This is a genomic window from Allomuricauda sp. M10 (assembly GCF_020782875.1).
GTDB lineage: Bacteria > Bacteroidota > Bacteroidia > Flavobacteriales > Flavobacteriaceae > Flagellimonas.
Genome location: NZ_JAJGBN010000003.1, coordinates 50,091 through 75,735, shown reverse-complemented (window position 1 = coordinate 75,735; position 25,645 = coordinate 50,091). Strand labels below are relative to the sequence as shown.

Below are 25,645 nucleotides of genomic sequence, written 5' to 3'. Positions count from 1 at the left end.
AATATCTCAAAGATTCAGAAAATACTGGTGGTTTCATAATGCCTTTATGTGACTGAATGAGATTAATACAATCTACTCTTCAAAAAAGATAAGCCCAGCACATCTATTTAGGAACTTACTTTAAACTATTCCAAAAAAAACAAATCCGCCGCAATCCCATCCGCTAAAAACTTGCCTTGCTTGGTAGTGCGTAAAATAGCGTCTTCCCAAAACAGCAATTGCTGTTCAATGAATTTTTCTGATTGTTGTTCCAAATAGTTCGCATAGCTCGATCCAAATTCCTTGGCAATTTTCTCCTTGGACACTCCCCAAATGGTCCGGAGGCCCGTCATCACATATTCGTTGTACCGATCGGTCACGGTCAGGGTTTCCTTTTCACTCGGCAAAATCCCTTGTTGGATCTGTTTGATGTAGAGGGAGTTGTTTCGGATGTTCCAAGCGCGGGATAGTCCATCATAGGAATGGGCAGACGGACCGATGCCCAAATAGGTTTTGCCCTGCCAATAGGCGGTATTGTTCTTGGAAAAATAGCCCGGTTTCCCAAAATTGGAAATCTCATAGTTCACAAAACCGTGTTCTTCTAACACATCCACCAAAATATGAAACTGCTCCTGTGCCTGACCGTCATCCACTTGGGGCACGGTTCCTTTTTGGATCAATTTTTCCAGTGCCGTTTTGGGTTCCACCGTTAAGGCGTAGCTAGAGATATGGGGCAACCCGAAATCCAGGGCTTTTTGGATGTTCGCCTTCCAACGGTCATGGTCCATCCCTGGAATGCCATAGATCAGGTCGATGGTGATGTTATCAAAATGTTTTACGGCTTCCTCGATACAATTTTCGGCTTCTTGGGCATTGTGGGCACGGTTCATCAGCTTCAGATCTTCCTCAAAAAATGATTGGATGCCGATGCTGAGACGGTTCACTGGACTTTTGGATAGTTGGATGATTCGATCGTTGGACAAGTCATCGGGGTTGGCCTCCAACGTGATTTCTGGATTGTCCATTACTTTGTAATGGTCATACACGGCTTGGATCAAACGCTCCAGTTCCTGCAACTCCAAAACCGAAGGGGTTCCACCACCAAAATAAATGGTCTCGACAACCTCATCGCCCAACTCGTTTTTGCGCAATTCCATTTCCCGTATTAAGGCATCCACCATCGCGTCCTTCTTCTTCATTTGGGTGGAAAAATGAAAATCGCAGTAATGGCAAGCTTGTTTGCAAAACGGGATATGGATGTAAATACCGCTCACTTATTTTCAATTAACAATAAACAATTTACAATTATCATTTGGTCCTTTTGGTGGTTTTGAGAATGGAGAACATGATTTTGGAAAGTTCATCTGCATTAACAATCAACTTGTTGGCAATTTCATTAGAAATATACTCGGAATCCTTCAACAAGGACAACCAATATTTCACTTCCAAGCTTTCTTTGTAGGCAATGGAAATCTTTGCGGAAAAATCGGCGTTGGAAATGGCCCCATTCGCTTCGGATATATTGGCCCCGATGGAAGTACCCGAACGAAGCAACTGTTTGGACAAAATGTATTCCTTGTTCGCGTGAATGATAGACTTGTACAGCTTGATGATTTTCAAAGCAAAGTCATATGACTTTTTCAATAATGGGTTCTCGGCTTGCATAAAGTAGGTTTTGGGATTCTAAATAAAAGAATTGATTATGGTAAACTGTTCATTGCTTATTGTTCATTGGTCATAGACCATTGTTCATTGTTTACTGATCTTACCAGGGTTCTGTTTAATGAAGGCTTCCCAACCGGTATAGCTTTTACCGAGTTCCACCTTCCCCTCATTATAAAAATGACAAACGGCTGCGGCCAGTCCATCGGTGCTGTCCAGGTTTTTGGGCAATGACTTCAATTTCAATACACTCTGAAGCATTTTCGCCACTTGTTCCTTGCTCGCATTTCCGTTGCCGGTAATGGCCATTTTTATCTTTTTGGGCATGTATTCCGTGATGGGTATCTGTCTGGAAAGTCCGGCTGCCATGGCCACGCCTTGGGCACGACCCAATTTCAACATGGATTGGACGTTTTTGCCATAAAAAGGGGCTTCAATGGCAATTTCATCGGGATGGAAGGTATCGATGAGTTCAATGGTCCGTTCAAAGATGAGCTTGAGTTTGGTATAGGGATCGTCGTATTTTTTGAGCATCAATTCGTTCATCTGCACAAAGTGCATCTGCTTGTTGATGACCTTGATGATTCCAAAACCCATAATGGTCGTTCCGGGGTCTATTCCCAATATGATCTTTTCCGTAGCCAAAATTTTAAGGGGTATTTAAAACCAGTGGAAGCCTAAACCGAAGACTTACCGGATTGCCTCGTTTCAGGGCGGGTGCCACTGTGGTCAAATCGTTTAAACGCTCGGATATCTTATGGTTGAAATCTGCAATTTCATTGAGGACATCGGTCTTTTCCTCCACGTTCAGCACGGAGATAAAACCGTGTTCGTCCACCAAAAAATCGATATAGACCGTGTCGTGCAATTCGTGGTCCACTTCAAAAGTAAGTCCGGACAACGCTTTGGAAAAGAAATCCAACATCACGCTTTCAAAACATTCCTTTTGCGCCTGCTTGGTCGCTGTTTCATCACAATTGTCGAAATGCGGGTATTGGTCCACATCGTTCCAATCAATGGCCATAAGTTCCTCATTGACCAGTTTTTGGGTCTTTTCCTCTTTGGACTCAAAGAGCTCGCAACTGCAAAGCAGACCAAAAAGAAAGAATAAGAACAAAAGCTTCCGCATAACAGCCCCGAGAATTTGGCTGAAATTACGATATTTTGAAGAAATCAGTTGCCCGCGTAGTGTATTTCCTCCTTGATCTCGGATACGCGCTTGATCACCCGCTCCTTGATGAAGGGACTCAACTTGGGGTACATTTCCAACAAAGATTCGTAATACTGCAATTTCGTTTTGGGGTCTTTGTAATATTCATCGGCCAAAATACAGAACTGGTAATAGTTGTAGGGGTTGTCCTTGTTTTCTTCCCATGCTTTTTTGTAGTAGTCCAGCGACTCCTTGGTCTTGTTTTGCAAACGGGCAATTCGGCCCAAATCGGCATACTCGTTTTCAAAGGTTTGGGTGCGTTCTTCTATTGATTTTTTGATGTAGTACTGGGCACTGTCCAATTCTTTTTCCTGAAGGTACACCTGCCCCATACCGGAATAGGCATCGGCCAAAGACCAAGGATCCAAGGCCAACATGCGATAGGTTTGAATGGCCTTTTCCGAATCGTAGTTGCGGTAATAGCTAAAAGCAGTGCGTTCCAAAATAAAAGGCCGGTCTTCCCCTAGCTCCAATAAACGCTCAAACCACGGAATGGCTTGTTTGTACTGGCCGTTGTTGTAATACGCCTGCGCTTTCAAATTGATCATGGAAACATCATCCTCATAAAATCTAAGCCCTTGGTCCACATAGACCAACGCGGAATCCCGAATTTCTTGACCCACAAAATATTTGCCCAAAGCATAGAGACTGCGCAAATGGGTACTGTCTTTGGCCACTGCCTTGCGGAAAGCTTTATTGGCCTCCTCCTGTTGCAATACAGATTCATAGGCCCTGCCCAGATAATAAAAGTACTCGGGGTTTTCCTGTCCTTTGGCAACCAAATCATGGAAAGCCTCCAAAGCGGGTTGGTAGCTTTTGGTCTTTAAAAGGAGTTTACCCAATTCAAAACGGGCAGTGTCCATAGCGGGATTCTTGGCCAAGGTAGCCTGGTACTGCGCAATGGCCTTGTCAAAATTCCCGATAGCATTGTAGGCCCGTGCAATCTGAAGGCTCGATGTGGCATCCCCTATTTTGGCATACTCGTTTATGGCCGCGGTGTAATTGCCCAAGGTGTACAGACTATCCGCAACGGACAAAGCCGATGACTGTGCACCGGCTTTGAAAGAGAACAAAAGAATTGCAATACTAAATATTGATTTTATCATCAAATTAAAAATACTTAAAACATTAATAATCTGACACTTTTACCACTTTATTTGGCAAACCTGAATATTGAAATTTCACCACATCAGCTTCGTCAACAGCCAAGGAAAAGATGCCGTTGAAATTTGACATAACCCCGGAATCCTTACCTTCAATTGAAACTATCACTCCGGATAGCGGCATGGATTCCTTATCCATTACTGTTCCTTCAAAAATAATCTTACCATCCTTTTTAACCCGTTTACCACTTACCAATAAATAATCCTTGGAACCATTCACTGTTGTGCCCTCAGGTTGGTTTTGCAATCTAAAAGTAATGGGAATGGAATAGGGTACCTTCATAACCTGCCCTTTTTGCTTGCCGGGTAACATTTTAGGTAGTTTTTCCAAAATTCTTTTGGCTTCTTCCTCTAAAAGTGGATGCGGTCCACGTGTTCTGATATCGGTAATGCTCCCATCAACATCGATCACAAAAATGGTAGCCACCCTTCCTTGAATGCCCTTCTCTTGGGCAGCTTCAGGATAGTGGAAATTTTTCTTGATGTGATTTTCAAGATTCTCCATAAAACATTCCTTTTTATCTGCGGCATTTTCACATCCCGGAAAAACAGGAACCTCTTCTATGGTTGCAAAGGGAAATGTATCGGCATTAATTTCATCAGTACGGCCATTTAATTTCTTTTCAAACTCCCAGAATGATCTTTTTTCTTTATCGGATAAGTTTTGAATATTGCTAGCAATGAATTCAAATGCTTTATTGATTTCACCTTGTAGATTATCAATTTTCCCATTCAATTCTTTAACAAGCTTCAATTCCTTATCAGTGTTAGATTCAATTAATTTGTTTCGTTCAGACACCAACAAATTATGTTCTTTTGATAAGGTATTGATTCTATTAATCCCATCGGTATACCACTCAAACTCAACTGGTACAATTTCTTCAGATGAAACTGTTTCAGAATTCTCAATTCCAGCTTTCTCCCCTTCACAGGAAGTATACACCAACATCCCTAAAACCAAGGGCAACAACAACACATACTTTAATTGCCAAACGGCTTTTGATCGCTTTTTTTGTAACATGACTATTCGTTTTTTGATTAATGATTTATTGAAAAATTGATTCACAAAACTGATATGTTGTGTCTTGAACGCTTCGGATAACAGCATTTCAAAATGCTCCCTTTTATTGTCCTTTACCACCTGGGCATCAGCAATGAATTCATGAAGTTCGGCCACGCGGTTTTGGTACACGTAGGTCAACGGATTGAACCAAAACACGATCCTGGCGAGTTCAAAAAAGAGCAGGTCAAGGGTGTGCCTTTGTTTAACATGCACCAGTTCGTGTGCAATGATGTTGGCTTCCTTTTCTTTTTGTATCTCGGCCCCTAAAAAAATATTCCGGAAAAAGGAGAAGGCCAAGCTGCTTTGTTGTACCGTGATTTTATCATACTCTGGAAACTGTTGAATGGTTCCCGAGCGTTTTAACCTTCCAATCTGAATCAGTTTAACCACAAACCAAATAATAGACAATACACTTCCCAAAACTAGGACGCTATAATACCATGGAAAACTGGACCAAAAAGAGGTTTCCGCACCTTCGGGCGTCAATATCACCTCATCCAATTGCGTTAGGAATATAGTGACGTTTCCCAACTCTTGTGGCATGGTGGTTTTTAACATTTCAAACTTTACCCAAGGCAACACTAGGGACAATACAAAAGTGGTCAGTAGATACACCCTGTTCCATTGGAAAAAGGTTTCTTTCTTTAGAAAGAGGTCATAGGTCAACAAAAAGACCAACTGAAAAGCAAGGGTTTCCAAGATATAGGTAATCATTTTTCCTCTTCTTTAATGTTTTTCATGATTTCTTCCAGTTCTTTTAGGCTGATGTCGTTCTTCTTCATAAAAAAGGACACCATGCTTTTGAACGAACCTTGAAAATATCCATCGACCAAGGTATTGAGCCGTTGGTTGCTGTACTCTTCCTTTTTCATCAAAGGAAAATATACATGCCCCTTCCCTACTTTTTCATGGGACACAAAGCCTTTGTCCTCCAAAATCCGAACAATGGTAGAAACGGTATTATATGCCGGTTTGGGTTCCGGCAATTCGTCCAATAGGGAAGCTACATTGGCCTTTTGTAAGGTCCAGAGCAATTGCATAACCTCTTCTTCTGCTTTGGTGAGCTGTTTCATTTGATGCGTTTTATTTGTCATTCCCGAGAAATCGGGAATCCATTTGTTCGTTCGTATACAATGCGCAAACTCTAGGTATCAAGTTGAGATTTCTCATCTTGACTTCGACTGCGCTTAGTCTGTCAATTCGAAAAGCTGGAGTATTATATCTATAAGAATTTTCAAAAAAAAGCCTTTAGATTTCTCACACTCCCTGCACTCGGTTCGAAATGACATTGCTAATATAACTAAATATTTAGTTTAAACTAATTTTTTAGTTAAAAAGTGAATAAAAAATCTATCTGTGTGGTTTTCTAGCGGATAATTGTTTAACTTAAATTCTACTTTTCACTGATAATCAACATGTTTTAACCATGATGTCAGGTCGAGCGCAGTCGAGACCTCATTCAAAAACAAAATACCAAAGCATCTCGACTGCGCTCGATGTGACAATTGTCAAAACCATCATTTCGAGTGAAATTCCGAAGGAATTTTGCATCGAGAAATCGAAGATTCAGCGTAGCTAACCGGCTTTGGGTTTGAAATTCTGGTTCTCGATACGATTTTTGCAAAGAAAAATCACTCGAATGACATTATTTAAAAAGTAACCGTAACCTTTCCTCTTAAATAAAATGGCGTTCCCGGTGTAAAATGGATTTCCTCCACAGCCGTCGGTTCATTAAATAGACGGCTTTCCGTAGCAAATTGGGTTTCGTTCCATTCCGTGTCGAATAGATTCTCCACAATCAAACCAAACGTCCAATTCTTGAGACTATAATTCAAGGTGGCATCGGTAACAAAATACCCTTCCGCTACGATGGAATTGTCCTCATTCGCAGGCCTGTCATCCACATACCGATAGCTGATTCCACCTGAAAACCCTTCATTGTTGTTCCCGAGCGTAACACCACCCACCATAGTAAAATCTGGAGCCAATGGAATATAATCCTCACCTTTTGCCTCTTCGGTACTGCGACCTTGGGTGAAATTAGCGTCCGTGTACAGGTATATCCAATCCGAGGGTTGGTACCTGGCCCCCACCTCAATACCTAATCGTCTGGTTTTGCCGCTGGGTTCCACTACACCTGCATCACCCACGTATACAAATTCCTGATCCAGGAACAAGCTCCACAAGGTAGCGTTCAAGACCAATTTGTCCACTGGTCTGATAATGGCACCCAAATCGACCCCATAAGCCGCAGGCAGGATATCCTTCCCATTGTTGGCCACTACCACCCTGGCATCATTGGAATGGAACCCTATTCCCGTTTTCAAGAAAATCTGGGTGTTTGCCGTTGGACTGAAAATGGTATTGAACTTAGGGCTGAAGGCCACTTTCTCATCACTCTGGTTATCATAAACCGAACTGAGTTTATTCAAATAATCGAACTTGAAATAATCCAACCGAACCGCAGGTTCCAAAGTGAACTTTCCTGATTTGAAGACTGCCCCTGCAAAGCCGTAGGTATTCACCTCATCCACATCGCCATAGGCCAATCGCTCTAAAAGTTCCTGTCGGTTTCTGGTATGCGAGAGTTCCATATCATCCACGTTATCATATCGAAAACCGATGCCTGCATTGTACTTAAAACGGAGTTCCCCCAATTGGGCCGAATCATCTTGGAACACGGTTTTTGCACCCATCAGAATCCGATTTTCCTTTTGCCTGATCTGATCTCCATTTACAGGATCTTCCAAGAAAAAGGTGAAGTTGGAATAGAGTTCAAAATCATAATGGGACACAAAGGCCATGGTATGGAGCGATTTACCCGTTCCCAAGTTCTTGTTATGATCCAATACAAAGTTGGTCCTGCTCGTTTGGCCCCCTTCGGTATCATCAATGGCGCCAAAACGACCTATCAGTCCTTGGTCAATGGCTCTTTGAGGAATCTGCCCTGATGCATCCCACTTGCTGGAAAAATGTGATGCGGTCAACAGCAACTCCTGATTACCGGGCAAGGCATATCGGTACCGACCCATGATATTGAGACGATTAAAATTCTGTGGCGAATCGAAAGCACCATCGGTCAAGTACAGTTCCGAAGCCAAATAGGCCGTGCTGTTCCCTTGGTCCAACACATTGAACATCCCCATAAACCTTCGGGTATTAAACTGGCCGACTTCTGTGGAAAGCATACTTTTGTCCAAACGCTTCCGCAATTGGAGGTCCACATACCCTGCCGTGTTGAAGTCACCTTGTTCCATGTAATACGGTCCTTTGCCGAAGTTTACATTTTCGATGGTCTCCGGAATCACAAAATGGAGATCGGCATAACCTTGCCCATGGGCATGGGAGGCCATGTTCACCGGCATCCCATCCACGCTGATGGCCACATCGGTACCGTGGTCCACGTCAAAACCGCGTAAAAAGAGCTGTTCAGCCTTTCCTCCCCCTGCGTGTTGGCCAATGATCAATCCAGGAACTTTTCTCAGGATTTCCTGTGATGATTTCACGGGATTGGTCTTCACGTCCACATCCACTACCCTGCTCAGGGCATCCACTTTGGCCACCAGCACCACTTGATCTAAAGAAATGGAACCTTCCTTGAGCACAATGGTCACTGGGTTATTTAAATCCGATAGGGCGATCACCTTGGTGAGGGTCTCAAATCCCAGTCGTGAAAAATAAAGGGTATCGGTTACTAATGTCTGGTCCAAAACAAAATGTCCCGTACCGTCAGAATGGCTATGTTGGCCGTTGGTCTTGTTGAAAATGCCCACATCCTCCAATGCAGAATCAGCTTCGTCGACCACTTGTCCTTTTAAATTTTGCGCAGCAATTGTGCCCATGCAAAGCATGGACAGAGCCGCCATAAAATATTTCATGTCGTTGTCTTTAAAATTGATTTGTAAAAACTATTATCTGTCTAGCGCGTCAGAAAAGTTCATTTGAATGTCATGCTGAACAAGTTTCAGCATCTCACAACCAATATTCTTTTTCGTAATGTGACACCGAAACAAGTTCAGGGTGACGGTTTTGTAACGCTACTAGTAAATCCGCTAAGCTTAATTTCAGCAGTGTCGGGGAGGCGGTGTGGTCACACCTTCATACCCAACAGAAGTTGTGTTGTGGTACACCCAATGGGTTTTGGTATTCGTGGAAAGTATATGCTCAAATACAATATCCTGTGTTTCAACAAAATGTTTATCAAACTTAAAACTAATGGTGTTATTAGATTCCTGCTCGTCCTGCTGATTGGTATTCAACAACTCTTTCAAGGCCTCCAATGCCTCGTGGGAGTGCCCGACCATGGCTTCCAAGGATGAATAATCAACTTCTTCCTGTTCGGCAAAAAAACTATGGTGGTGCGTCTTTGGCCCCATGAAGTGGGACACCTCATGCAATCCTTCCAACACCAGACCGTTAAAAAGTCCAATGGCATAGAAAGTGCAAAGTAAAGCGCATCCTACCTGTGCAAACCTTGATTTCCGATATGTTTTTGTCGTTTTCAAAACCTTTGGGCTATCTTCTTCAAATCTACTTACGAAATTTGAAAGTGAAGGGTTTTAATTTCACTTGTTTGTAACATTTGTGGGCTACATTTGTCTAACAGGAAAAGAAAGCCATGGACATTGCCTTGTTGATTTTGGGATTTCTGTTGATGCTGGTCGGCATTTTGGGTAGCTTTCTGCCCGTATTGCCCGGACCACCCATTAGTTGGGTTGGACTGCTCCTCCTCTATTTGACCAAAGCCGTCCCCGATAATTGGTGGGTACTCGGCATCACGCTGGTCATAGCCTTGACCATAACCATTTTGGATTATGTGATCCCGGCAATGGGCACCAAACGCTTTGGGGGCACCAAAGCAGGCATGTGGGGTACGATCATTGGGTTGTTAGTGGCCATTTTTGTTCCTGTATTCGGTCCCTTCGGAATCATTATCTGGCCCTTTATTGGTGCTTTGGTAGGCGAATTGTTGAACAAGGCCAATCAAAAAACCGCCCTGAAGGCGGCTTTTGGTTCTTTTTTGGGCTTTTTGACGGGCACCTTTATGAAACTCGTGTTGACCGTCATGTATGCCATTTTCTACGTCTACATTGCCGTGAAATACGCAGGAGAACTTTTTACCTTTAGCTAGTCCAACCACTCTACTTTTTCAGCAATGGGCGTACGGCTAGATGGTTCCACTTCACCATCATAATAACCCATGTAAAGGAACCCAAGACATTTTTCACCTTCGTTAAGGTCAAAGAATTCACCCATGAATTTGATCAGTCCCGGTGATGCCCAATAACAGCCTATGCCCAGTTCGGTACAGCACAACCACATATTCTGTACAGCCATGGCAACGGCCGCAATCTCCTCCCATTCGGGTAGACTTTCCATAGGGTCGCGTTGCATACAAATGGCAATGGCAGCAGCGGAACGAACCGCATTGTCCTCCAGTTTTTTAATAGTGACCTGTTTTGGTTTAGGGTCAACAGCTTGGTATTTTTGTGAAAGGAAGGCTCCCATCTCATCCTTTTTCTTTCCTGTTAGCACCTTGAAACGCCAAGGCTCCGTTTTCTTATGGGTCGGGGCCCAATTGGCAGCCTCCACAATTTTTTCCAATGTTTCTTTGGAAATAGGTTTATCGTTGTATTGAACAGGAAAAATGCTCCTTCTTTTCGCAATAAGATCAAAAATCATGATAAGTATTTAAGTTGAATCCCAAAGGTAGGCCCCAAAAACATGTCGTCATAATTTCAAGAGTAAATCCATACAGTTTTTTAATGCCGGATTGCGATTGTCAGCTTTCCATACCATTGACAATACCGCTCTTTGCCTGATCTGTTTCATCTCGATGAACTTCACCTCCATCTGAAACCCATGTTGTAATGTGGTCGGAACAATCGCAATACCCAATTTGTTCTCCACCAACTTGAAAATGGTTTGCGCATGAACCGATTTATGGGACACTTTCGGCACAAAACCACTGTCCTCACAAATGCTCAATACCGTATCGTAATACTCAGGGCTGTAATCTTGGGAGAAAAGGATAAAATCCTCATGGACCAACTGATCAATGCTCTTAAAGTTCATCACATCAATAGGATGGTCTTGGGGCAACACCAATGAAAAAGTATCTTCAAAAACAGGTTTTACTTCCAAACCTTTGGGCACGCGCGACATCCGCACAAATCCCAGATCCAACCGATCAGAAAGGATGGCATTGATCTGAGCCCGGTTAGACAATTCTTCCAAAGTTGTGTGCACCGAGGGGTATTTTTCCTTCAATCCCACCAAAAGTTCAGGAACCACGTTCTGCATGGCCGAACCCAAAAATCCGATCCGTACCTCGCCCATGTGGCCGTGCCCGATAAGTTTCAATTGCTTTTTGGTCTGATCCAGATGATTTAGGATGAATTCCACTTCCTTTTTTAGAAATTCCCCTGCCGGGGTCAAACGCACCTTCTTTTTGTCCCTAACAAATAGTTGGGTTTCCAAGATTTCTTCCATCTGCTTGATTTGGGTACTCAATCCTGGCTGAGAAATGAAGAGCTTTTCTGCAGCTTTTCTATAGTGCAATTCTTCAGCTACAGCCAAAAAGTAGATGAAATGTCGGAGTTCTATTTGATAATTCATACTTATTAAATAATACAAAAATAAGTATTGGTAATTATCATATGCAAGTGCTAATTTTATATCAAAAGATAGCCCATGTCGCAAATCAAGACATTTCAATATGGTGAAGACCATTTGACCACAGGTTTGGCCCTTGGTCTGGCAAACGGTACCGTAAAAGGCATTTTATCCGACACCTGCCTCAAAAAAGTCAACACCAGTCACCAAAGGGTACAACGCATTGTGGAAAAAGGCCATACGGTCTATGGCATCAACACCGGTTTTGGCCCCTTGTGCAACACCAAAATTTCGAAGGAAGACACCAAAATCCTTCAATCCAATATACTACAGAGCCATAGTGTGGGGGTGGGCACACCCATTGCCAACCAGTTGGCCAAGATCATGCTGATCCTAAAGATCCATGCACTTGCCAAAGGCTTTTCGGGCATTGCCGAAACTACTTTGCAACGGATGCTTTGGCATGTGGAACATGATGCGATTCCCGTGGTTCCCAGTCAGGGTTCGGTAGGCGCTTCGGGTGATTTGGCGCCGTTGTCCCATTTGTTCCTCCCCTTGATCGGCTTAGGTAAAGTAGAATATGAAGGAAAGACCATCTCAACCCAAGAACTTTTCCAAAAAACCGGATTACAACCTTTGGATCTGGGTCCCAAAGAAGGATTGGCCTTGATCAACGGCACACAATTCATTGCGGCCCATGGGGTGCTTGTGCTTCATAAGCTACAGCATTGCCTAAAACATGCGGACATTATCGGGACCATGATGATCGAGGGGCTTCAGGGATCTTTGAAACCTTTCTACGAGGAACTGCACCAACTCCGTCCTTTTAAAGGTAACCAACATGTGGCGGGTAGGATTCGCACCTTGCTCCAAGGTTCCGAAATATTGGAAGACCACATCGATTGTGAACGGGTACAGGACCCCTACTCCCTTCGTTGCATTCCACAAGTACACGGAGCATCAAGAAATACGTGGTTGCATCTAAAAGAATTATTGGAAATCGAACTCAATTCCGTGACCGACAACCCTGTTATCATTGATGACGAACTCACCATCAGCGGAGGAAATTTTCACGGTCAGCCTTTGGCCATGGCTTTGGATTATGCCGCTTTGGCCGCATCGGAAATCGGAAATATTTCGGACCGTCGCATTTATCTGGCATTGGAAGGTAATAGTCCAGGTGTTCCCAAATTGTTGATGAAGGACACCGGGATCAATTCGGGTTATATGATCCTGCAATACACAACGGCTGCCTTGGCCAGTGAAAATAAGAGCCTTTGTTTCCCTGCCAGTGCCGATAGCATTCCTACCTCATTAGGACAAGAGGACCATGTGAGTATGGGCTCCATTAGCGGACGAAAGGCCCTGCAAATCATTGAAAACGTGGAGAAAATATTGGCCATTGAACTCTTGACCGCTGCTCAAGCTTTCGAGTACCGAAAACCTTTAAAATCGGGGATCGTTCTGGACGAAATCCACACCTTCCTGAGGACTAAAGTGGCGTTTGCTGAGCACGACAGGGTATTTGCCGATGATATCGAGAAAGGAATCGAAATCATCCAAAACAACGACATTATTCATTTGGTGGAGGATGTAATGCAGGAAAAAAACCTGCACTGGAACACGCCCCACATGGAAGCATTTGAAAACTACTAGTATGAAACCACTTTTAATTGGACCCTTTTCCCAATTATTGCCGATGACAGGTTTGCCCTTGAAAGGGGCATTAAAAGACGAACAATTGCCGATAATTGAAAACGGGGGCATTGTGGTTTCCGAAGGAAAAATTGTGGCTATCGGCATTTTTGATGACTTGAAATCGAACGAAGTCGACATCCATCACATAGAAGGAAAAACTGTTTGTCTCCCCGGATTCGTGGACTCCCACACCCATATCTGCTTTGCAGGAAATCGCGCTCGGGATTATGCGTTCAGAAATGCCGGAAAGTCCTATCTGGAAATTGCCAAGGCAGGTGGTGGCATTTGGGACACGGTTACCCAAACCCGAAAAGCGACCCAAGAGGAATTGGTTTTGGGAATCGTTTCTAGAGGCAAAACACACCTTCGGAACGGCATTACCACCATAGAAGTGAAAAGTGGGTATGGCCTTTCTGTGGAAGAAGAACTGAAAATGCTTCGGGCCATAAAACTGGCTAATGAAAAGATAGCGGCTACTCTAGTGCCGACTTGTTTGGCAGCCCACATGAAACCCAAAGACTGGAATCTTCAGACCGAGTATCTTGAAGAAATAAGCACGACCCTTTTTCCCATCCTAAAAGCCGAAAACCTGGCCCATCGCATCGATGCCTTTGTGGAAGAGAGTGCTTTTTCCCCTGAAGAAATCAAACCCTATTTCCAAAAAGCGAAAACCATGGGATTTGATATTACCGTACATGCCGACCAGTTTACCACTGGAGGAAGTCGGGTTGCAGTTGAATTTGGAGCCGTGAGCGCCGACCATTTGGAAGCCAGCACCGAAAAAGAAATACAGCTTTTGGCAAAAAGCGAAACCATCGCCACGGCATTGCCCGGCGCTTCGCTTGGTTTAGGTTGTGCCTATACCCCGGCCCGAAGAATTTTGGATGCCCGCGGAGCATTGTCCATCGCCAGCGACCATAATCCAGGCTCCGCCCCCATGGGCGACCTGTTGACCCAGGCCAGCATCTTGGGCACTTTCGAAAAACTGTCCAATACCGAAGTATTGTCAGGCATCACGTTTAGGGCTGCTGCTGCATTACGTTTGAAAGATAGAGGAAAATTGGAACCAGGAACTTGGGCCGATTTCGTCGTTTTCCCAACGGATAATTACCAAGATATTACCTATTATCAAGGACAAATGAAACCTAGTGAAGTCTGGAAAAAAGGAGAACCCATCCATCAAAACGATTGAGCATGACCACAACATTGACCGATTTTCAAACACAGATATTACAAGGAATCCCAGAGCAACTTCCCGCTAAAAGACCCTATCCCAAAAATGGGAACCCAGCGCCCAAACGAAAAGATATCCTCTCCAAAGAAGAGAAGAAACTTGCCGTGCAAAATGCGCTGCGTTATTTTCCAAAAGCATGGCATGCGGAACTCGCACAAGAATTCGCCGATGAGCTTAAAACGTATGGAAGGATCTATATGTACCGCTTTAAACCGGAGTATGATATGTATGCCCGGCCTATTTCGGAATATCCTGCCAAAACCCATCAGTCGGCGGCCATTATGCTGATGATCCAAAACAATTTGAACCCCGCCGTGGCGCAACATCCCGAAGAACTCATCACGTATGGGGGCAACGGGGCTGTTTTTCAAAATTGGGCTCAATACCTGTTGACCATGAAATATTTGGCTACCATGACAGAGGAACAGACTTTACACATGTATTCCGGACATCCGATGGGATTGTTCCCATCATCCAAGGAATCCCCAAGGGTGGTGGTCACCAACGGGATGATGATCCCCAACTACTCCAAACCTGATGACTGGGAAAAATTCAACGCCTTGGGCGTTACGCAATACGGACAAATGACTGCCGGTTCCTACATGTACATTGGCCCGCAAGGGATTGTACACGGAACGGCCATTACCGTAATGAACGCCTTCCGAAAAGTATTGGACAAGAACGATTCCCCAAAGGGGAAAGTGTTTCTGACCGCAGGATTGGGTGGTATGAGCGGGGCGCAGCCCAAGGCCGGAAACATTGCTGGTTGTATTACCGTTTGTGCCGAAGTGAATCCAGAAGCAGCCAAAAAACGGCACGAGCAAGGTTGGGTGGATGAACTTTTGGTAGACCTTCAATTGTTGATGGTTAGGGTAAAAGAGGCCATAGCCAACCAAGAAACCGTCTCCTTGGCCTACATTGGTAATGTGGTGGATGTTTGGGAGCATTTTTATGAAGAGGGCATTTTTGTGCACCTGGGTTCCGATCAGACTTCCTTACACAATCCTTGGGCAGGTGGGTATTATCCCGTTGGGCTTTCCTTTGAAGAAGCGAATACCTTGATGGTCGAAAATCCCGAAGCGTTCAAGGAAAAAGTACAGGAATCCCTCAGAAGACAAATCAATGCCATCAACAAGCATACAGCGAAAGGCACTTACTTTTTTGATTACGGGAATGCCTTTTTGTTGGAAGTTTCCCGCGCCGGTGGCGATGTGATGGCGGGGAACAATATCGATTTTAGATACCCATCCTACGTACAGGATATTTTGGGGCCCATGTGTTTTGATTATGGTTTTGGACCTTTTAGATGGGTGTGTACTTCGGGCAATCCAAAAGACCTTCAAAAAACGGATGCCATTGCATTGGCGGTCATGAACGAAATCAAGGCCGAAGCCCCGGAGGAAATCCAACAACAGATGCAGGACAACATCAAATGGATATCCGAAGCGGAGCAGAACAAATTGGTAGTCGGTTCCCAGGCACGTATCCTTTACGCCGATGCCGAAGGACGAAGCAAGATTGCCGATGCCTTCAATACGGCCATTGCCAACGGTGAAATCAGTGCCCCGGTGGTTTTGGGCCGTGATCATCATGATGTAAGCGGAACCGATTCCCCTTTTCGAGAGACTAGCAATATTTATGATGGCAGCAAGTTCACCGCGGATATGGCCATCCATAATGTCATTGGCGATAGTTTTAGAGGAGCTACCTGGGTATCCATCCACAATGGTGGCGGTGTGGGTTGGGGAGAAGTCATCAACGGAGGTTTTGGTATGGTACTGGATGGTTCGGAGGAAGCCTCCAACCGATTGAAAAAGATGTTGTTCTACGATGTGAACAATGGTATTTCCCGAAGAAGTTGGGCCCGCAACAAAGAAGCGTTGTTTGCCATTCAACGAGAAATGGATCGTACTCCAAATTTAAGGGTAACTTTGCCCAATCTGGTGGAACCGAATATACTGGACGACCTTTTTTAATGTGATGAAACACTACGAGCCCCCAAAAAAGAACCTCTGGACTGGACGCATTTCCAACAAGTGGCTGTACCTCCACGAAAAAGTGCATTGCACTCCATTGACCGAAATTCCCGAAGCCCAGAAAAAATCAATTGCTTTACTGGGCTATGCCTGTGATGCCGGGGTACACCGTAACCAAGGTCGGGTCGGTGCCGTAGATGGTCCGGATGCCATAAAAAGTAGTTTTGGAAAAATGCCCAACCACTTGGCCAGTCATGTTTTGTTGCACGATGTAGGCTCCATCACCTGCACCAACAGTGATATGGAAGCATCCCAGGACCAACTTGCCGAAGCCGTTGCCACTCTTTTGGAGAAAAAGCAATTTCCTATTGTGTTGGGTGGCGGGCACGATATGGCCTATGGACATTATTGTGGCATCAAAAAGTATCTGGATACAAAAAAAGAAGGCCAGACCATCGGTATCATTAATTTTGATGCCCATTTTGATCTTCGAAAAAATACGGAACAGAGCAATTCGGGCACCCCATTTTATCAGATTGCCCAAGATTGCCTGAAAGAAGGCATCGATTTTAATTACCTCTGCCTCGGTATCCGAAAAGATGCCAATGACCGTAATCTTTTTCAAACAGCCCGGGATCTGGATGTTACTTATGTCATGAACGACACCTTTCAAGTTCCTCTGTTACAAGAAATCACCACTTGGATCAATGCTTTTGCGAAAAACGTGGATCAGGTGTACGTGACCATCGACCTTGACGGGTTTTCCTCGGCGTTTGCGCCAGGAGTCAGTGCAGCCTCGCCCATGGGTTTTACCCCACACATTGTTTTGGAATGCCTAAAGACCATTATGTCCACCGGTAAACTGATCAGTTTGGATATTGCCGAGATGAACCCCAAATACGACATTGACGGACAAACAGCCAAACTGGCCGCTTCTTTGGTGCACCATGTAGCGCATACGGTTTCAGGGAGTTGACATTACCTTAAATCGTCTTCTCAGATTTCTCACACTCCCGACAACCATCTGGATTCGGTTCGAAATGAGTAGCTTATCAACAATTGAGGAATCCAATTGTCATTCTGAACGGAGTGAAGAATCTAATGCAAGGAATGGTTTGACACGAATTTCACCAATTTTCACTAATTCCTTTTTATGTAGACAGCATATGTCAGGTTGAGCACAGTCGAGAGGTCTTACTGTCTAGGTCTCGACTGCGCTCGACCTGGCAACTTTTATAATCCATTTGGAAAAGATTCCGCTGCAGAGCGGAATTTGTTCAAACACCAATTAAGAATTAAGTTCAAAATTGGGTTTCACAAACAAAAAAAGCCTTCCAAACGGAAAGCCTTTCATTGGCAAGCATCGCTTCGATGCTTCAACCTGATTCCAATCGCTGGGATTGAAATCCAACACAACAGGACAAAGATAGTAAAGGTTTTGGATTTATATGTTTCTAAAGCTCCTTTTTGAAATCAAGCCTTTTAAATTCAACGTCTATTGTCGGGTCGAGCGCAGTCGAGACCTCACAAAATTGCTGCTTTCAAAAACTATCTCTCAACTGCTCCTTCGACTGTGCTCAGGATGACAGCTCGAGATGACCCATGCCTATCCAACCTCAGAAAGCTATCCAAATATGATATTAGATTTCTCACATTCGTTCGAAATGACAAACCAATCTATGATTGTCAGTAACAAAATTCACTGTTTGTTTCATATACCTAACAACTCCAACGTCATTTCGAAAGAGCTTGCGACTGAGAAATCTATTGGCTATAGTGCTTTTATGACATAAGTGACCACTCCCCAAATCAATAAATCGCTATCCTTGGAGACTTTTATGGGTTTGTAATTTTCATTTTCGGGCATCAATGTGATGGCATTCTTTTCAATATGCAATCGTTTTACCGTGAATTCCCCATCCAAAAAGCAAACGGCTATTTTGCCATGCTCCGCCTCCAAGCTCCGATCTATGACCAAAAGATCTCCGTCATCGAGCCCAGCCCCGATCATCGATTTTCCACTCACCCTCGCATAGAAAGTGGACTCCTTATTTTTGATTAATGTATGATCAAGACTGATCCGCTTTTCCTTAAAATCATCCGCAGGGGAAGGAAACCCTGCAGAAACGGTATTATTGGACAGAGGAATGCCCATTTCCCCTTCCTCATCGGGAGAAAAAAAAGTGAGTGATTCTGTGTTTGTCGGTTTTTTAGGGGTCATTTCACCGTAATAATTTCATTGATGTTTGTGGTGTACCTTGGCGAAAGGTGTTCTTGACGCATTTTCCAGGTTCTTTCCAAATCTTGGTTGGCAATCTTCATCTTGTAACCCCCATACTTATCATTGATACCATCCATCACCTCCATGATCTTATGGTGCTTTGGATTTTCGGACAGAAATAAATCCAATTGCCTTGCACTGGTGGGCACCAAACCGGATACAATGACCCCTGCCCTCTTGTATTTGATTCCTGGCCTGAATATAGAAATCGCAGCCTTAACTGCATAGCTGCTTATGGTCAAGCTTGAATCCGTGGCATAAGGCAATGTAACAATAACACTGCTTCTGTCCTGTGGTTCGTCCTTTTTATGTCTGTCGCTTCTCAAAAGCACCACAATATGGTTGCAACTACTGCCCTGGTTCCGCAATTTTTCGGCACAGCTGCTGGCAAAGGTGGAGATACGCTCTTTGATATTTTCGATATCGGAATAGGTACTTTCAAAACTTCTTGTGGTAGCAATGGCCTTTTTGTCCCGGGTATCATCATCCAAATCCAACGTTGGGATGCCCTGCAAGTCCTTTTTCAACCTCAACCCTATGATCGCCATTTGTTTTCTCACCCATTCATCCGACAATTGGGTAAAGTCATAGGCGGTTTTTACGTTTTGGGTCTGTACCCGTTTTAAATTCCCATGCCCAATTCCCCAAACCGTCTCAATCTTGGTCCATTTTAGTGCTTTTATGCGTCTTTCTTCGGATTGAATCACATATACACCTCCTGTTTTGGACCTCAACTTTTTGGCAATTTTATTGGCAACCTTTGCCAAGGCTTTTGTGGGTGCTATTCCTATACTGATGGGAATTCCGGTACACTTTTGAACGGTTCGTTGGATTTCCCTTCCATAAGCCTCAAAATCATAACTCTTAAAACCATCAAACTTTAAAAAAGCTTCATCCACACTGTACACTTCCATGTCCGGGGTGAATGTGCCCAAAATGTTCATCACACGCGTACTCATGTCACCATACAAGGGATAATTGGAGGAAAAGATCTTGATACCATTGTCCTCACAGAACTTTCGATATTTGAAAGCCGGGGCACCCATCGGCAATCCTGCTTCTTTGGCTTCATCGCTGCGCGAAATGAAACAACCATCATTATTGGATAAAATAGCCACGGGAACGTTATTGAACTGAGGCTGAAAGGCCCGTTCACACGAAGCATAGAAGTTATTACAATCCACCAAGGCAAACATGCTCCAAAGTACTCGATTTTTCCTAAATTACATAGGAAATTTGTTGTAATGAAGATACGAATCAAAGGCAATTCAGTGCGTTTTCGATTGACCCAAAGTGAAGTGAAACTGTTATCCGAAATCGGATCGGTACAGGAAATCACCGAATTTGGCACACACGCTTTTCAATATCGGGTGCAGTTGATGAAAGGGATACAAAACCTTCAAGCGGCCTATGCCCACAACGAAATAGTGCTATCCATACCGGAAACGGAAGGCAGGGAATGGTTCCAAAAGGAGACCGTGGGTTTTGAACATGAAATGCCACTGTCCGAAGGGAAAAAACTCCATCTTCTCGTAGAAAAAGACTTTGCCTGTTTGGAAAACACTGCAGAAGACCAATCGGACAATTACCCCAACCCAAAATTGCAATGCTAAGCCCAACTCATGGATAAAGACATCAAACGGAACATTTCATTGACCGGCGACATTCGGTTCACTGGATTGAAACTTAAGGAACCCATGCATACCGCGGCCGGACTTTTGGGCGTAACCGAAGCGCTTCGGCATAGTTTTAAGGAAATGGGCATTGCCAAATCCATGAAGGCCCTGCTTGAAATGAACCAAGAGGACGGGTTTCGATGTCCGAGCTGCGCCTGGCCGGTTCCAGAACATCCCTCCAAAATTGCCGAATATTGTGAAAATGGGGCCAAGGCCTTGGCCGATGAAGCTACCAAAGAGCATATCGGAGCGGATTTTTTTGCCCAACATTCCGTAGAGGAGTTATCTAAACTTAGTGATTACGAACTGAACAAATTGGGAAGGGTCGTGGAACCCTTGGTACTAAAACCGGGCAGTATTTATTACGAGCCCATTGCTTGGCAAGAGGTTTTTGAGCTGATTTCCGATGAGCTGCACCAACTCAACGATCCCAACGAGGCCATTTTCTATACTTCCGGAAGATCCAGCAACGAGGCAGCCTTTATTTATGGCATGTTCGCAAGGGCATTTGGCACCAATAATATGCCGGATTGCTCCAATATGTGTCACGAATCATCTGGTGTGGCCCTTTCTGAAACCTTGGGAATCGGCAAAGGTTCCGTGACCTTGGATGACCTTTATGGCGCGGAAGTCATTTTAGTGGTGGGACAAAACCCTGGCACCAACCATCCCAGGATGCTATCGGCACTGGAAAAATGCAAACGCAACGGCGGGAAAATTGTCAGCATCAACCCCTTGGCCGAAACTGGTTTGGTCCATTTTAAAAATCCGCAGAGCGTATCGGACATGTTAGGGAGTGGACAGGCCATGGCAGACATCCATTTGCCTGTTAAGATCAATGAGGATATCGCCTTGGCCAAACTCATTTTGAAAAAATTGGTCGCCTTGGATGCCAAAACCCATCATGTGCTAGATCATGAATTCATTGTGGACCATGTGGATGGGTATGATGCACTTTTAGAGGATCTGGCCATATATGACATGGAATCCTTGCAGCGAAGAACCGGGGTTTCCATGCGTAAAATTGACCATGTAGTACAATTGTTGGCAAAAAAATCGAAAATCATCGTTTGTTGGGCCATGGGGCTTACCCAACACAAAAATGCAGTGCAGTGCATTCAGGAATACGTGAACATTCTATTGCTGAAGGGGTCCATTGGAAAACCATTTGCAGGTACTTGCCCCGTACGTGGACACAGTAACGTACAAGGTGATCGCTCCGTGGGCATCATGCACTATGTGAACAAAACCCTGAACGAAAAAATACGCGAACACCTTCAATTTGAACCGCCAACAGAACCTGGTTACGATACCGTGAAAGCCATAGAGGCCATGCATGAAAATATGGCGAAAGTATTTTTTTGCTTGGGAGGCAATTTTTTAATGGCAGCTTCGGATACGCAATATACAGCCGAAGCCCTTCAAAATTGCAGCTTAACGGTACAGGTCAGCACCAAACTGAACCGCAGTCATTTGGTCACCGGTAAAACTGCCCTGTTGTTACCCACTTTCGGACGATCGGAAAAGGACGAAAAAAACGGCTCTCTTCAATTTTTGACCATGGAAAGCAGCACGGGCAAGGTGCGCCAAAGCAAGGGATTGTTGAAACCAGCTTCGGAACACATCAAAAGTGAACCTGAAATCATCGCCTTGTTGGCCCACACCTATTTCCGGGGCAACCATTCCGTGGATTGGTTTGCCATGGGTCAGGATTACAATCTCATCCGAAGTTATATAGACAAAGTGGTGAAGGGTTTTGACAACACAAGCGAACGCTCCAAAGGTTTTGGCTATTACCTGCCCAACAATGTGAGGGAACGCAATTTTCGAATGTTGCCCAACGGAAAGGCCCAACTCACCTTCAACACCTTACCGGACCATCAGCTCCAAAAGGATGAATTGTTGTTGATGACGATTCGGTCACATGACCAATTCAATACCACAATTTACGGTCTGAACGACCGCTATCGCGGCATCCACAATGAACGCCGGGTTGTTTTCATGAACCAGAAGGATATGGACAAGAGAAAATTGCAAAAACTGGATGTGGTCAACCTGCATAGCCTTTACGATGGCATCAAACGCACGGCTGAACAATTCTTGGTCATCCCTTACGACATTCCCAAAGGGAACATGGCTGCTTATTTCCCGGAAACGAACATGCTGGTGCCCTACAACCATTTTGCGGACAAGAGTCACACCCCGATCAGTAAATCCATCAGGGTTACCGTGGAAAAAGTAACCTAACCTGTTATTTGAAAGCCGGAATTCCAGTAATATCGGCCCCTGTGATCAACAGATGGATGTCGTGGGTACCTTCATAAGTAATTACACTTTCGAGGTTCATCATGTGGCGCATGATGCTGTATTCGCCTGTGATACCCATACCGCCCAACATCTGTCTTGCCTCACGGGCAATCTTGATGGCCATTTCCACATTGTTCCGCTTGGCCATAGAAATTTGGGCCGTTGTAGCCTTTCCTTCATTCTTTAATTGCCCCAAACGAAACGCCAACAATTGGGCTTTGGTGATTTCCGTAATCATTTCGGCCAATTTTTTCTGCTGCAGTTGAAAGGCTGCGATGGGTTTCCCGAACTGAATGCGCTCCTTGGCATAACGAAGGGCGGTATCATAACAATCCATGGCAGCACCAATGGCTCCCCAAGCAATGCCATATCGGGCGGAATCCAAACAACCCAGTGGGGCACCGAGACCTGATTTCCCCGGAAGTAAATTTTCCTTGGGCACTTTTACATTATCGAATATCAATTCTCCTGTGGCGGATGCCCTTAACGACCATTTGTTGTGGGTTTCCGGAGTGAAAAAACCTTCCATACCACGTTCCACGATCAAACCGTGGATCCTTCCTTCTTCATTCTTGGCCCAAACCACTGCAACATCGGCAAAGGGCGAATTGGAAATCCAGAGTTTGGCACCGTTCAAAAGGTAATGGTCGCCCATATCCTTGAACTTGGTTTCCATTCCGCCGGGATTGGAACCATGATTGGGTTCGGTAAGTCCGAAGCAGCCCATCCATTCACCAGAAGCCAGTTTGGGCAGATACTTTTGCCTTTGCTCTTCGGAACCGTAGGCATAAATGGGATACATGACCAAAGAGGATTGAACAGAAGCCGTGGAGCGCACCCCACTATCGCCACGCTCAATTTCCTGCATGATCAATCCGTAACTGATCTGATCTAAACCAGCACCTCCGTATTGTTCGGGAATGTATGGACCAAAAGCACCGATTTCTGCTAAACCGCCAATAATCTGTTTGGGGAACTCCGCCTTTTGGGCAAATTCCTCAATGATGGGGGATATGTCCCTTTTTACCCACTGTCGGGCCGCATCGCGGACCAGTTTGTGTTCTTCGGAAAAAAGATCATCGAGATTGTAATAATCCGGGGCTTCAAATAAATCGGGCTTCATATGTGCAAATTTTATTTGTCATTCCTGCAAAAACAGGGATCTTAATTTTATTGTGAGTTCTGTATTATGCTTCGACTCCACTCAGCATCCTTGCGGAATGTCCGCCAAATATACTGACGAAATATAACATTTCATTTCAGTATTGTTACATTTTTAAATAAAATGCTTCGGTCAGTTTAATGTATGCATCCGTATACTGATGGCGTTCCGTTTCAATGATAAGTTCATCAATTCGTACTTCCACTTTTTCAAAACCGAACTCCATCAAACTTCTTTTGTATTCCACTTGTGCATTTCCTTTTACCCTTGTGATGCGTTGTGGATACAAATGATTTTTATTAGCCAATTCCAATAAATTCGATTCTTCCTTGAAGGGAACAATGACCGAAAACCGACCTTGTTCCGAAAGGAGTTTGGCAACCCCCTCTACCAATTCATCAAATGGGAGGGAACTGTTCTGTCTGGCATAGTCTCTTGAAACAACTCCGCTACTCATTTCTTCGGCATAAAAAGGAGGATTGGAAACAATAAGATCGTATTCATCTTCAATCTCATCCACAAATTCATCAAAACCGGCATGGTAGCAAAACAATCGATCTGCCCAAGGCGATCCTTCAAAATTGGTCACACACTGTTCATAAGCAGCTTCATCCAATTCAATGGCATCAATGGTTTCTGCAACCGAACGCTGGGCGAGTTGTAATGCAATCAAACCCGTACCGGCACCAACATCCAAAATGGTTTCTGGCTGATGTTCCAAAGAGGTCCAAGCCCCCAAAAGCACACCATCCGTACCTACTTTCATGGCGCATTGATCTTGATAAACCGTGAATTCTTTAAACTGAAATGGCTTCATTTTACCAAAGGTACTTTTTCTTCCTTTAAAGAAATAGAGTCTCTTAGTAATTGAAGTACACATATCAATTCAAACCTTGGTTTGATAAATTCACATGTCCCTTCCATAAGATCTAAGGTGTTTTCTTTAATCGATTAAGGTTATTTCGCAACCCAAGTAGACAAGGAAAAACCTTGTCCAAATCATTTACCAATCTTGAACACACTATTTATTATGAAAAAAATCATTTTTGCCATCATCGCTTTGGTTTCCATGAGCCAATTGAGCCACGCACAGGAACAAGGAAAATTCAGGGTCGGAATGGATTTGGGTTATGCCATGCCCGATGGAGGAGGCGGAGTCCTGATTGCCTTGGAACCCAAGTACAATATTGCCGACAACATGAACATAGGTCTGCGATTTGAATCTGCCGCTATGGCCAAAAACATTACTGAAAGTGGTATTTCTGTAGAAGCAGAACTGGCAGCCAGTATGTCCTATTCTGCCACTTTTGACTATTACTTCAACTCTGGAAGTTCTTCTTTTGCACCCTTTTTGGGAGCTGGTGCAGGTTATAATTCCTTGGCCAATGCAAAATTGGATATTGGCGGGGTTGGATCAGGCGAAGTTAAGGTCGACGGCAAATTTGGAGGGCTTGTAAGAGCTGGTTTTGAAGCAGGAAAGTTCCGACTGGCCGCAACATACAACTTAATTGGAAAGACCGATTTTGGTGATGGGGTTGAACAGAAGAACTCCTATTTTGGAATTTCATTGGGCTTCTACGTTGGCGGTGGCAAATGGAAAAAATAAAACTTTCATAATT

Annotated in this window: 23 protein-coding genes; 8 read left to right on the top strand and 15 right to left on the bottom strand. The window is 44.2% G+C overall.

From position 1 onward, the window contains the following. Window positions 1–125: 125 nt before the first annotated feature. The 9 genes from hemW to LKX84_RS09250 form a co-directional block, all read right to left on the bottom strand. Window positions 126–1,253, bottom strand: a complete 1,128-nt coding sequence (hemW, locus tag LKX84_RS09290; RefSeq protein WP_228236892.1) for a radical SAM family heme chaperone HemW — start codon at window positions 1,251–1,253, stop codon at window positions 126–128. 34 nt (window positions 1,254–1,287) lie between these two features. Further along, window positions 1,288–1,644 carry a four helix bundle protein gene (locus LKX84_RS09285; RefSeq protein ID WP_228236891.1) on the bottom strand — a complete coding sequence of 119 codons (357 nt, stop codon included), beginning with the start codon at window positions 1,642–1,644 and terminating at the stop codon, window positions 1,288–1,290. Between the two features lie 84 nt (window positions 1,645–1,728). After that, window positions 1,729–2,286, bottom strand: coding sequence for a crossover junction endodeoxyribonuclease RuvC (gene ruvC, locus LKX84_RS09280; protein ID WP_228236890.1), 558 nt, complete (start codon window positions 2,284–2,286; stop codon window positions 1,729–1,731). Window positions 2,287–2,290: 4 nt separating this feature from the next. Further along, window positions 2,291–2,770 (bottom strand): hypothetical protein, encoded by a 480-nt coding sequence (locus LKX84_RS09275; RefSeq protein ID WP_228236889.1) that lies wholly within the window; start codon window positions 2,768–2,770, stop codon window positions 2,291–2,293. Between the two features lie 44 nt (window positions 2,771–2,814). Further along, a complete protein-coding gene (locus LKX84_RS09270; protein ID WP_228236888.1) occupies window positions 2,815–3,957 on the bottom strand; it encodes a tetratricopeptide repeat protein in 1,143 nt (380 codons plus the stop codon). A 22-nt stretch (window positions 3,958–3,979) separates the two neighbouring features. Next, window positions 3,980–5,791: a TonB family protein gene (locus LKX84_RS09265; protein ID WP_228236887.1), complete on the bottom strand. Its 1,812-nt coding sequence runs from the start codon at window positions 5,789–5,791 to the stop codon at window positions 3,980–3,982. Beyond that, the gene (locus LKX84_RS09260; RefSeq protein WP_228236886.1) at window positions 5,788–6,150 is read right to left on the bottom strand and encodes a BlaI/MecI/CopY family transcriptional regulator; all 363 of its coding nucleotides are present in this window, start codon (window positions 6,148–6,150) and stop codon (window positions 5,788–5,790) included. The genes LKX84_RS09265 and LKX84_RS09260 overlap by 4 nt, the downstream gene beginning before the upstream one ends. Before the next feature lie 576 nt (window positions 6,151–6,726). Further along, window positions 6,727–8,955 (bottom strand): TonB-dependent receptor, encoded by a 2,229-nt coding sequence (locus LKX84_RS09255; protein ID WP_228236885.1) that lies wholly within the window; start codon window positions 8,953–8,955, stop codon window positions 6,727–6,729. Between the two features lie 186 nt (window positions 8,956–9,141). After that, entirely contained in the window at window positions 9,142–9,582 is a 441-nt protein-coding gene (locus LKX84_RS09250) for a hypothetical protein (RefSeq protein ID WP_228236884.1), read from the bottom strand. 113 nt (window positions 9,583–9,695) lie between these two features. Between LKX84_RS09250 and LKX84_RS09245 the strand changes: the two genes are divergently transcribed. Further along, window positions 9,696–10,208 (top strand): DUF456 domain-containing protein, encoded by a 513-nt coding sequence (locus LKX84_RS09245; RefSeq protein ID WP_228236883.1) that lies wholly within the window; start codon window positions 9,696–9,698, stop codon window positions 10,206–10,208. Here the strand turns inward: LKX84_RS09245 and LKX84_RS09240 are convergent. After that, window positions 10,205–10,759, bottom strand: a complete 555-nt coding sequence (locus tag LKX84_RS09240) for a nitroreductase (protein ID WP_228236882.1) — start codon at window positions 10,757–10,759, stop codon at window positions 10,205–10,207. The two genes, LKX84_RS09245 and LKX84_RS09240, sit on opposite strands and share 4 nt — an antisense overlap. A gap of 48 nt (window positions 10,760–10,807) precedes the next feature. Further along, complete coding sequence (locus LKX84_RS09235) at window positions 10,808–11,695, bottom strand: LysR family transcriptional regulator (RefSeq protein ID WP_228236881.1); 888 nt, start codon at window positions 11,693–11,695, stop codon at window positions 10,808–10,810. 75 nt (window positions 11,696–11,770) lie between these two features. Between LKX84_RS09235 and hutH the strand changes: the two genes are divergently transcribed. The 4 genes from hutH to hutG are packed head-to-tail and all read left to right on the top strand — an operon-like array spanning window position 11,771 to window position 17,576. Continuing rightward, entirely contained in the window at window positions 11,771–13,348 is a 1,578-nt protein-coding gene (gene hutH, locus LKX84_RS09230; RefSeq protein ID WP_228236880.1) for a histidine ammonia-lyase, read from the top strand. Between the two features lies 1 nt (window position 13,349). Beyond that, window positions 13,350–14,582: an imidazolonepropionase gene (gene hutI / locus LKX84_RS09225; RefSeq protein ID WP_228236879.1), complete on the top strand. Its 1,233-nt coding sequence runs from the start codon at window positions 13,350–13,352 to the stop codon at window positions 14,580–14,582. Between the two features lie 2 nt (window positions 14,583–14,584). After that, window positions 14,585–16,600 carry a urocanate hydratase gene (locus LKX84_RS09220; RefSeq protein ID WP_228236878.1) on the top strand — a complete coding sequence of 672 codons (2,016 nt, stop codon included), beginning with the start codon at window positions 14,585–14,587 and terminating at the stop codon, window positions 16,598–16,600. A 4-nt stretch (window positions 16,601–16,604) separates the two neighbouring features. After that, window positions 16,605–17,576: a formimidoylglutamase gene (gene hutG, locus LKX84_RS09215; RefSeq protein WP_228236877.1), complete on the top strand. Its 972-nt coding sequence runs from the start codon at window positions 16,605–16,607 to the stop codon at window positions 17,574–17,576. Between the two features lie 795 nt (window positions 17,577–18,371). Here the strand turns inward: hutG and LKX84_RS09210 are convergent. Together LKX84_RS09210 and LKX84_RS09205 are read right to left on the bottom strand one after the other, a co-directional pair. Next, entirely contained in the window at window positions 18,372–18,821 is a 450-nt protein-coding gene (locus LKX84_RS09210) for a LexA family protein (RefSeq protein WP_228236876.1), read from the bottom strand. After that, window positions 18,818–20,077 (bottom strand): Y-family DNA polymerase, encoded by a 1,260-nt coding sequence (locus LKX84_RS09205; protein WP_228236875.1) that lies wholly within the window; start codon window positions 20,075–20,077, stop codon window positions 18,818–18,820. Before LKX84_RS09205 ends, LKX84_RS09210 begins: the two co-directional genes overlap by 4 nt. Before the next feature lie 48 nt (window positions 20,078–20,125). Here LKX84_RS09205 and LKX84_RS09200 point away from each other — a divergent pair, with 48 nt between their 5' ends. Both LKX84_RS09200 and LKX84_RS09195 read left to right on the top strand, forming a co-directional pair. Further along, on the top strand, window positions 20,126–20,494 hold the full coding sequence (locus LKX84_RS09200) for a DUF7009 family protein (protein WP_228236874.1): 369 nt from the start codon (window positions 20,126–20,128) through the stop codon (window positions 20,492–20,494). Between the two features lie 9 nt (window positions 20,495–20,503). Then, a complete protein-coding gene (locus LKX84_RS09195) occupies window positions 20,504–22,804 on the top strand; it encodes an FdhF/YdeP family oxidoreductase (protein WP_228236873.1) in 2,301 nt (766 codons plus the stop codon). Between the two features lie 4 nt (window positions 22,805–22,808). Here the strand turns inward: LKX84_RS09195 and LKX84_RS09190 are convergent, their stop codons facing one another. Both LKX84_RS09190 and LKX84_RS09185 read right to left on the bottom strand, forming a co-directional pair. Next, a complete protein-coding gene (locus tag LKX84_RS09190; protein ID WP_228236872.1) occupies window positions 22,809–23,987 on the bottom strand; it encodes an acyl-CoA dehydrogenase family protein in 1,179 nt (392 codons plus the stop codon). A 145-nt stretch (window positions 23,988–24,132) separates the two neighbouring features. Further along, entirely contained in the window at window positions 24,133–24,843 is a 711-nt protein-coding gene (locus LKX84_RS09185; protein WP_228236871.1) for a tRNA1(Val) (adenine(37)-N6)-methyltransferase, read from the bottom strand. A gap of 213 nt (window positions 24,844–25,056) precedes the next feature. Here LKX84_RS09185 and LKX84_RS09180 point away from each other — a divergent pair, with 213 nt between their 5' ends. Further along, the gene (locus LKX84_RS09180) at window positions 25,057–25,632 is read left to right on the top strand and encodes an OmpW family outer membrane protein (RefSeq protein ID WP_228236870.1); all 576 of its coding nucleotides are present in this window, start codon (window positions 25,057–25,059) and stop codon (window positions 25,630–25,632) included. Window positions 25,633–25,645: the final 13 nt, after the last annotated feature.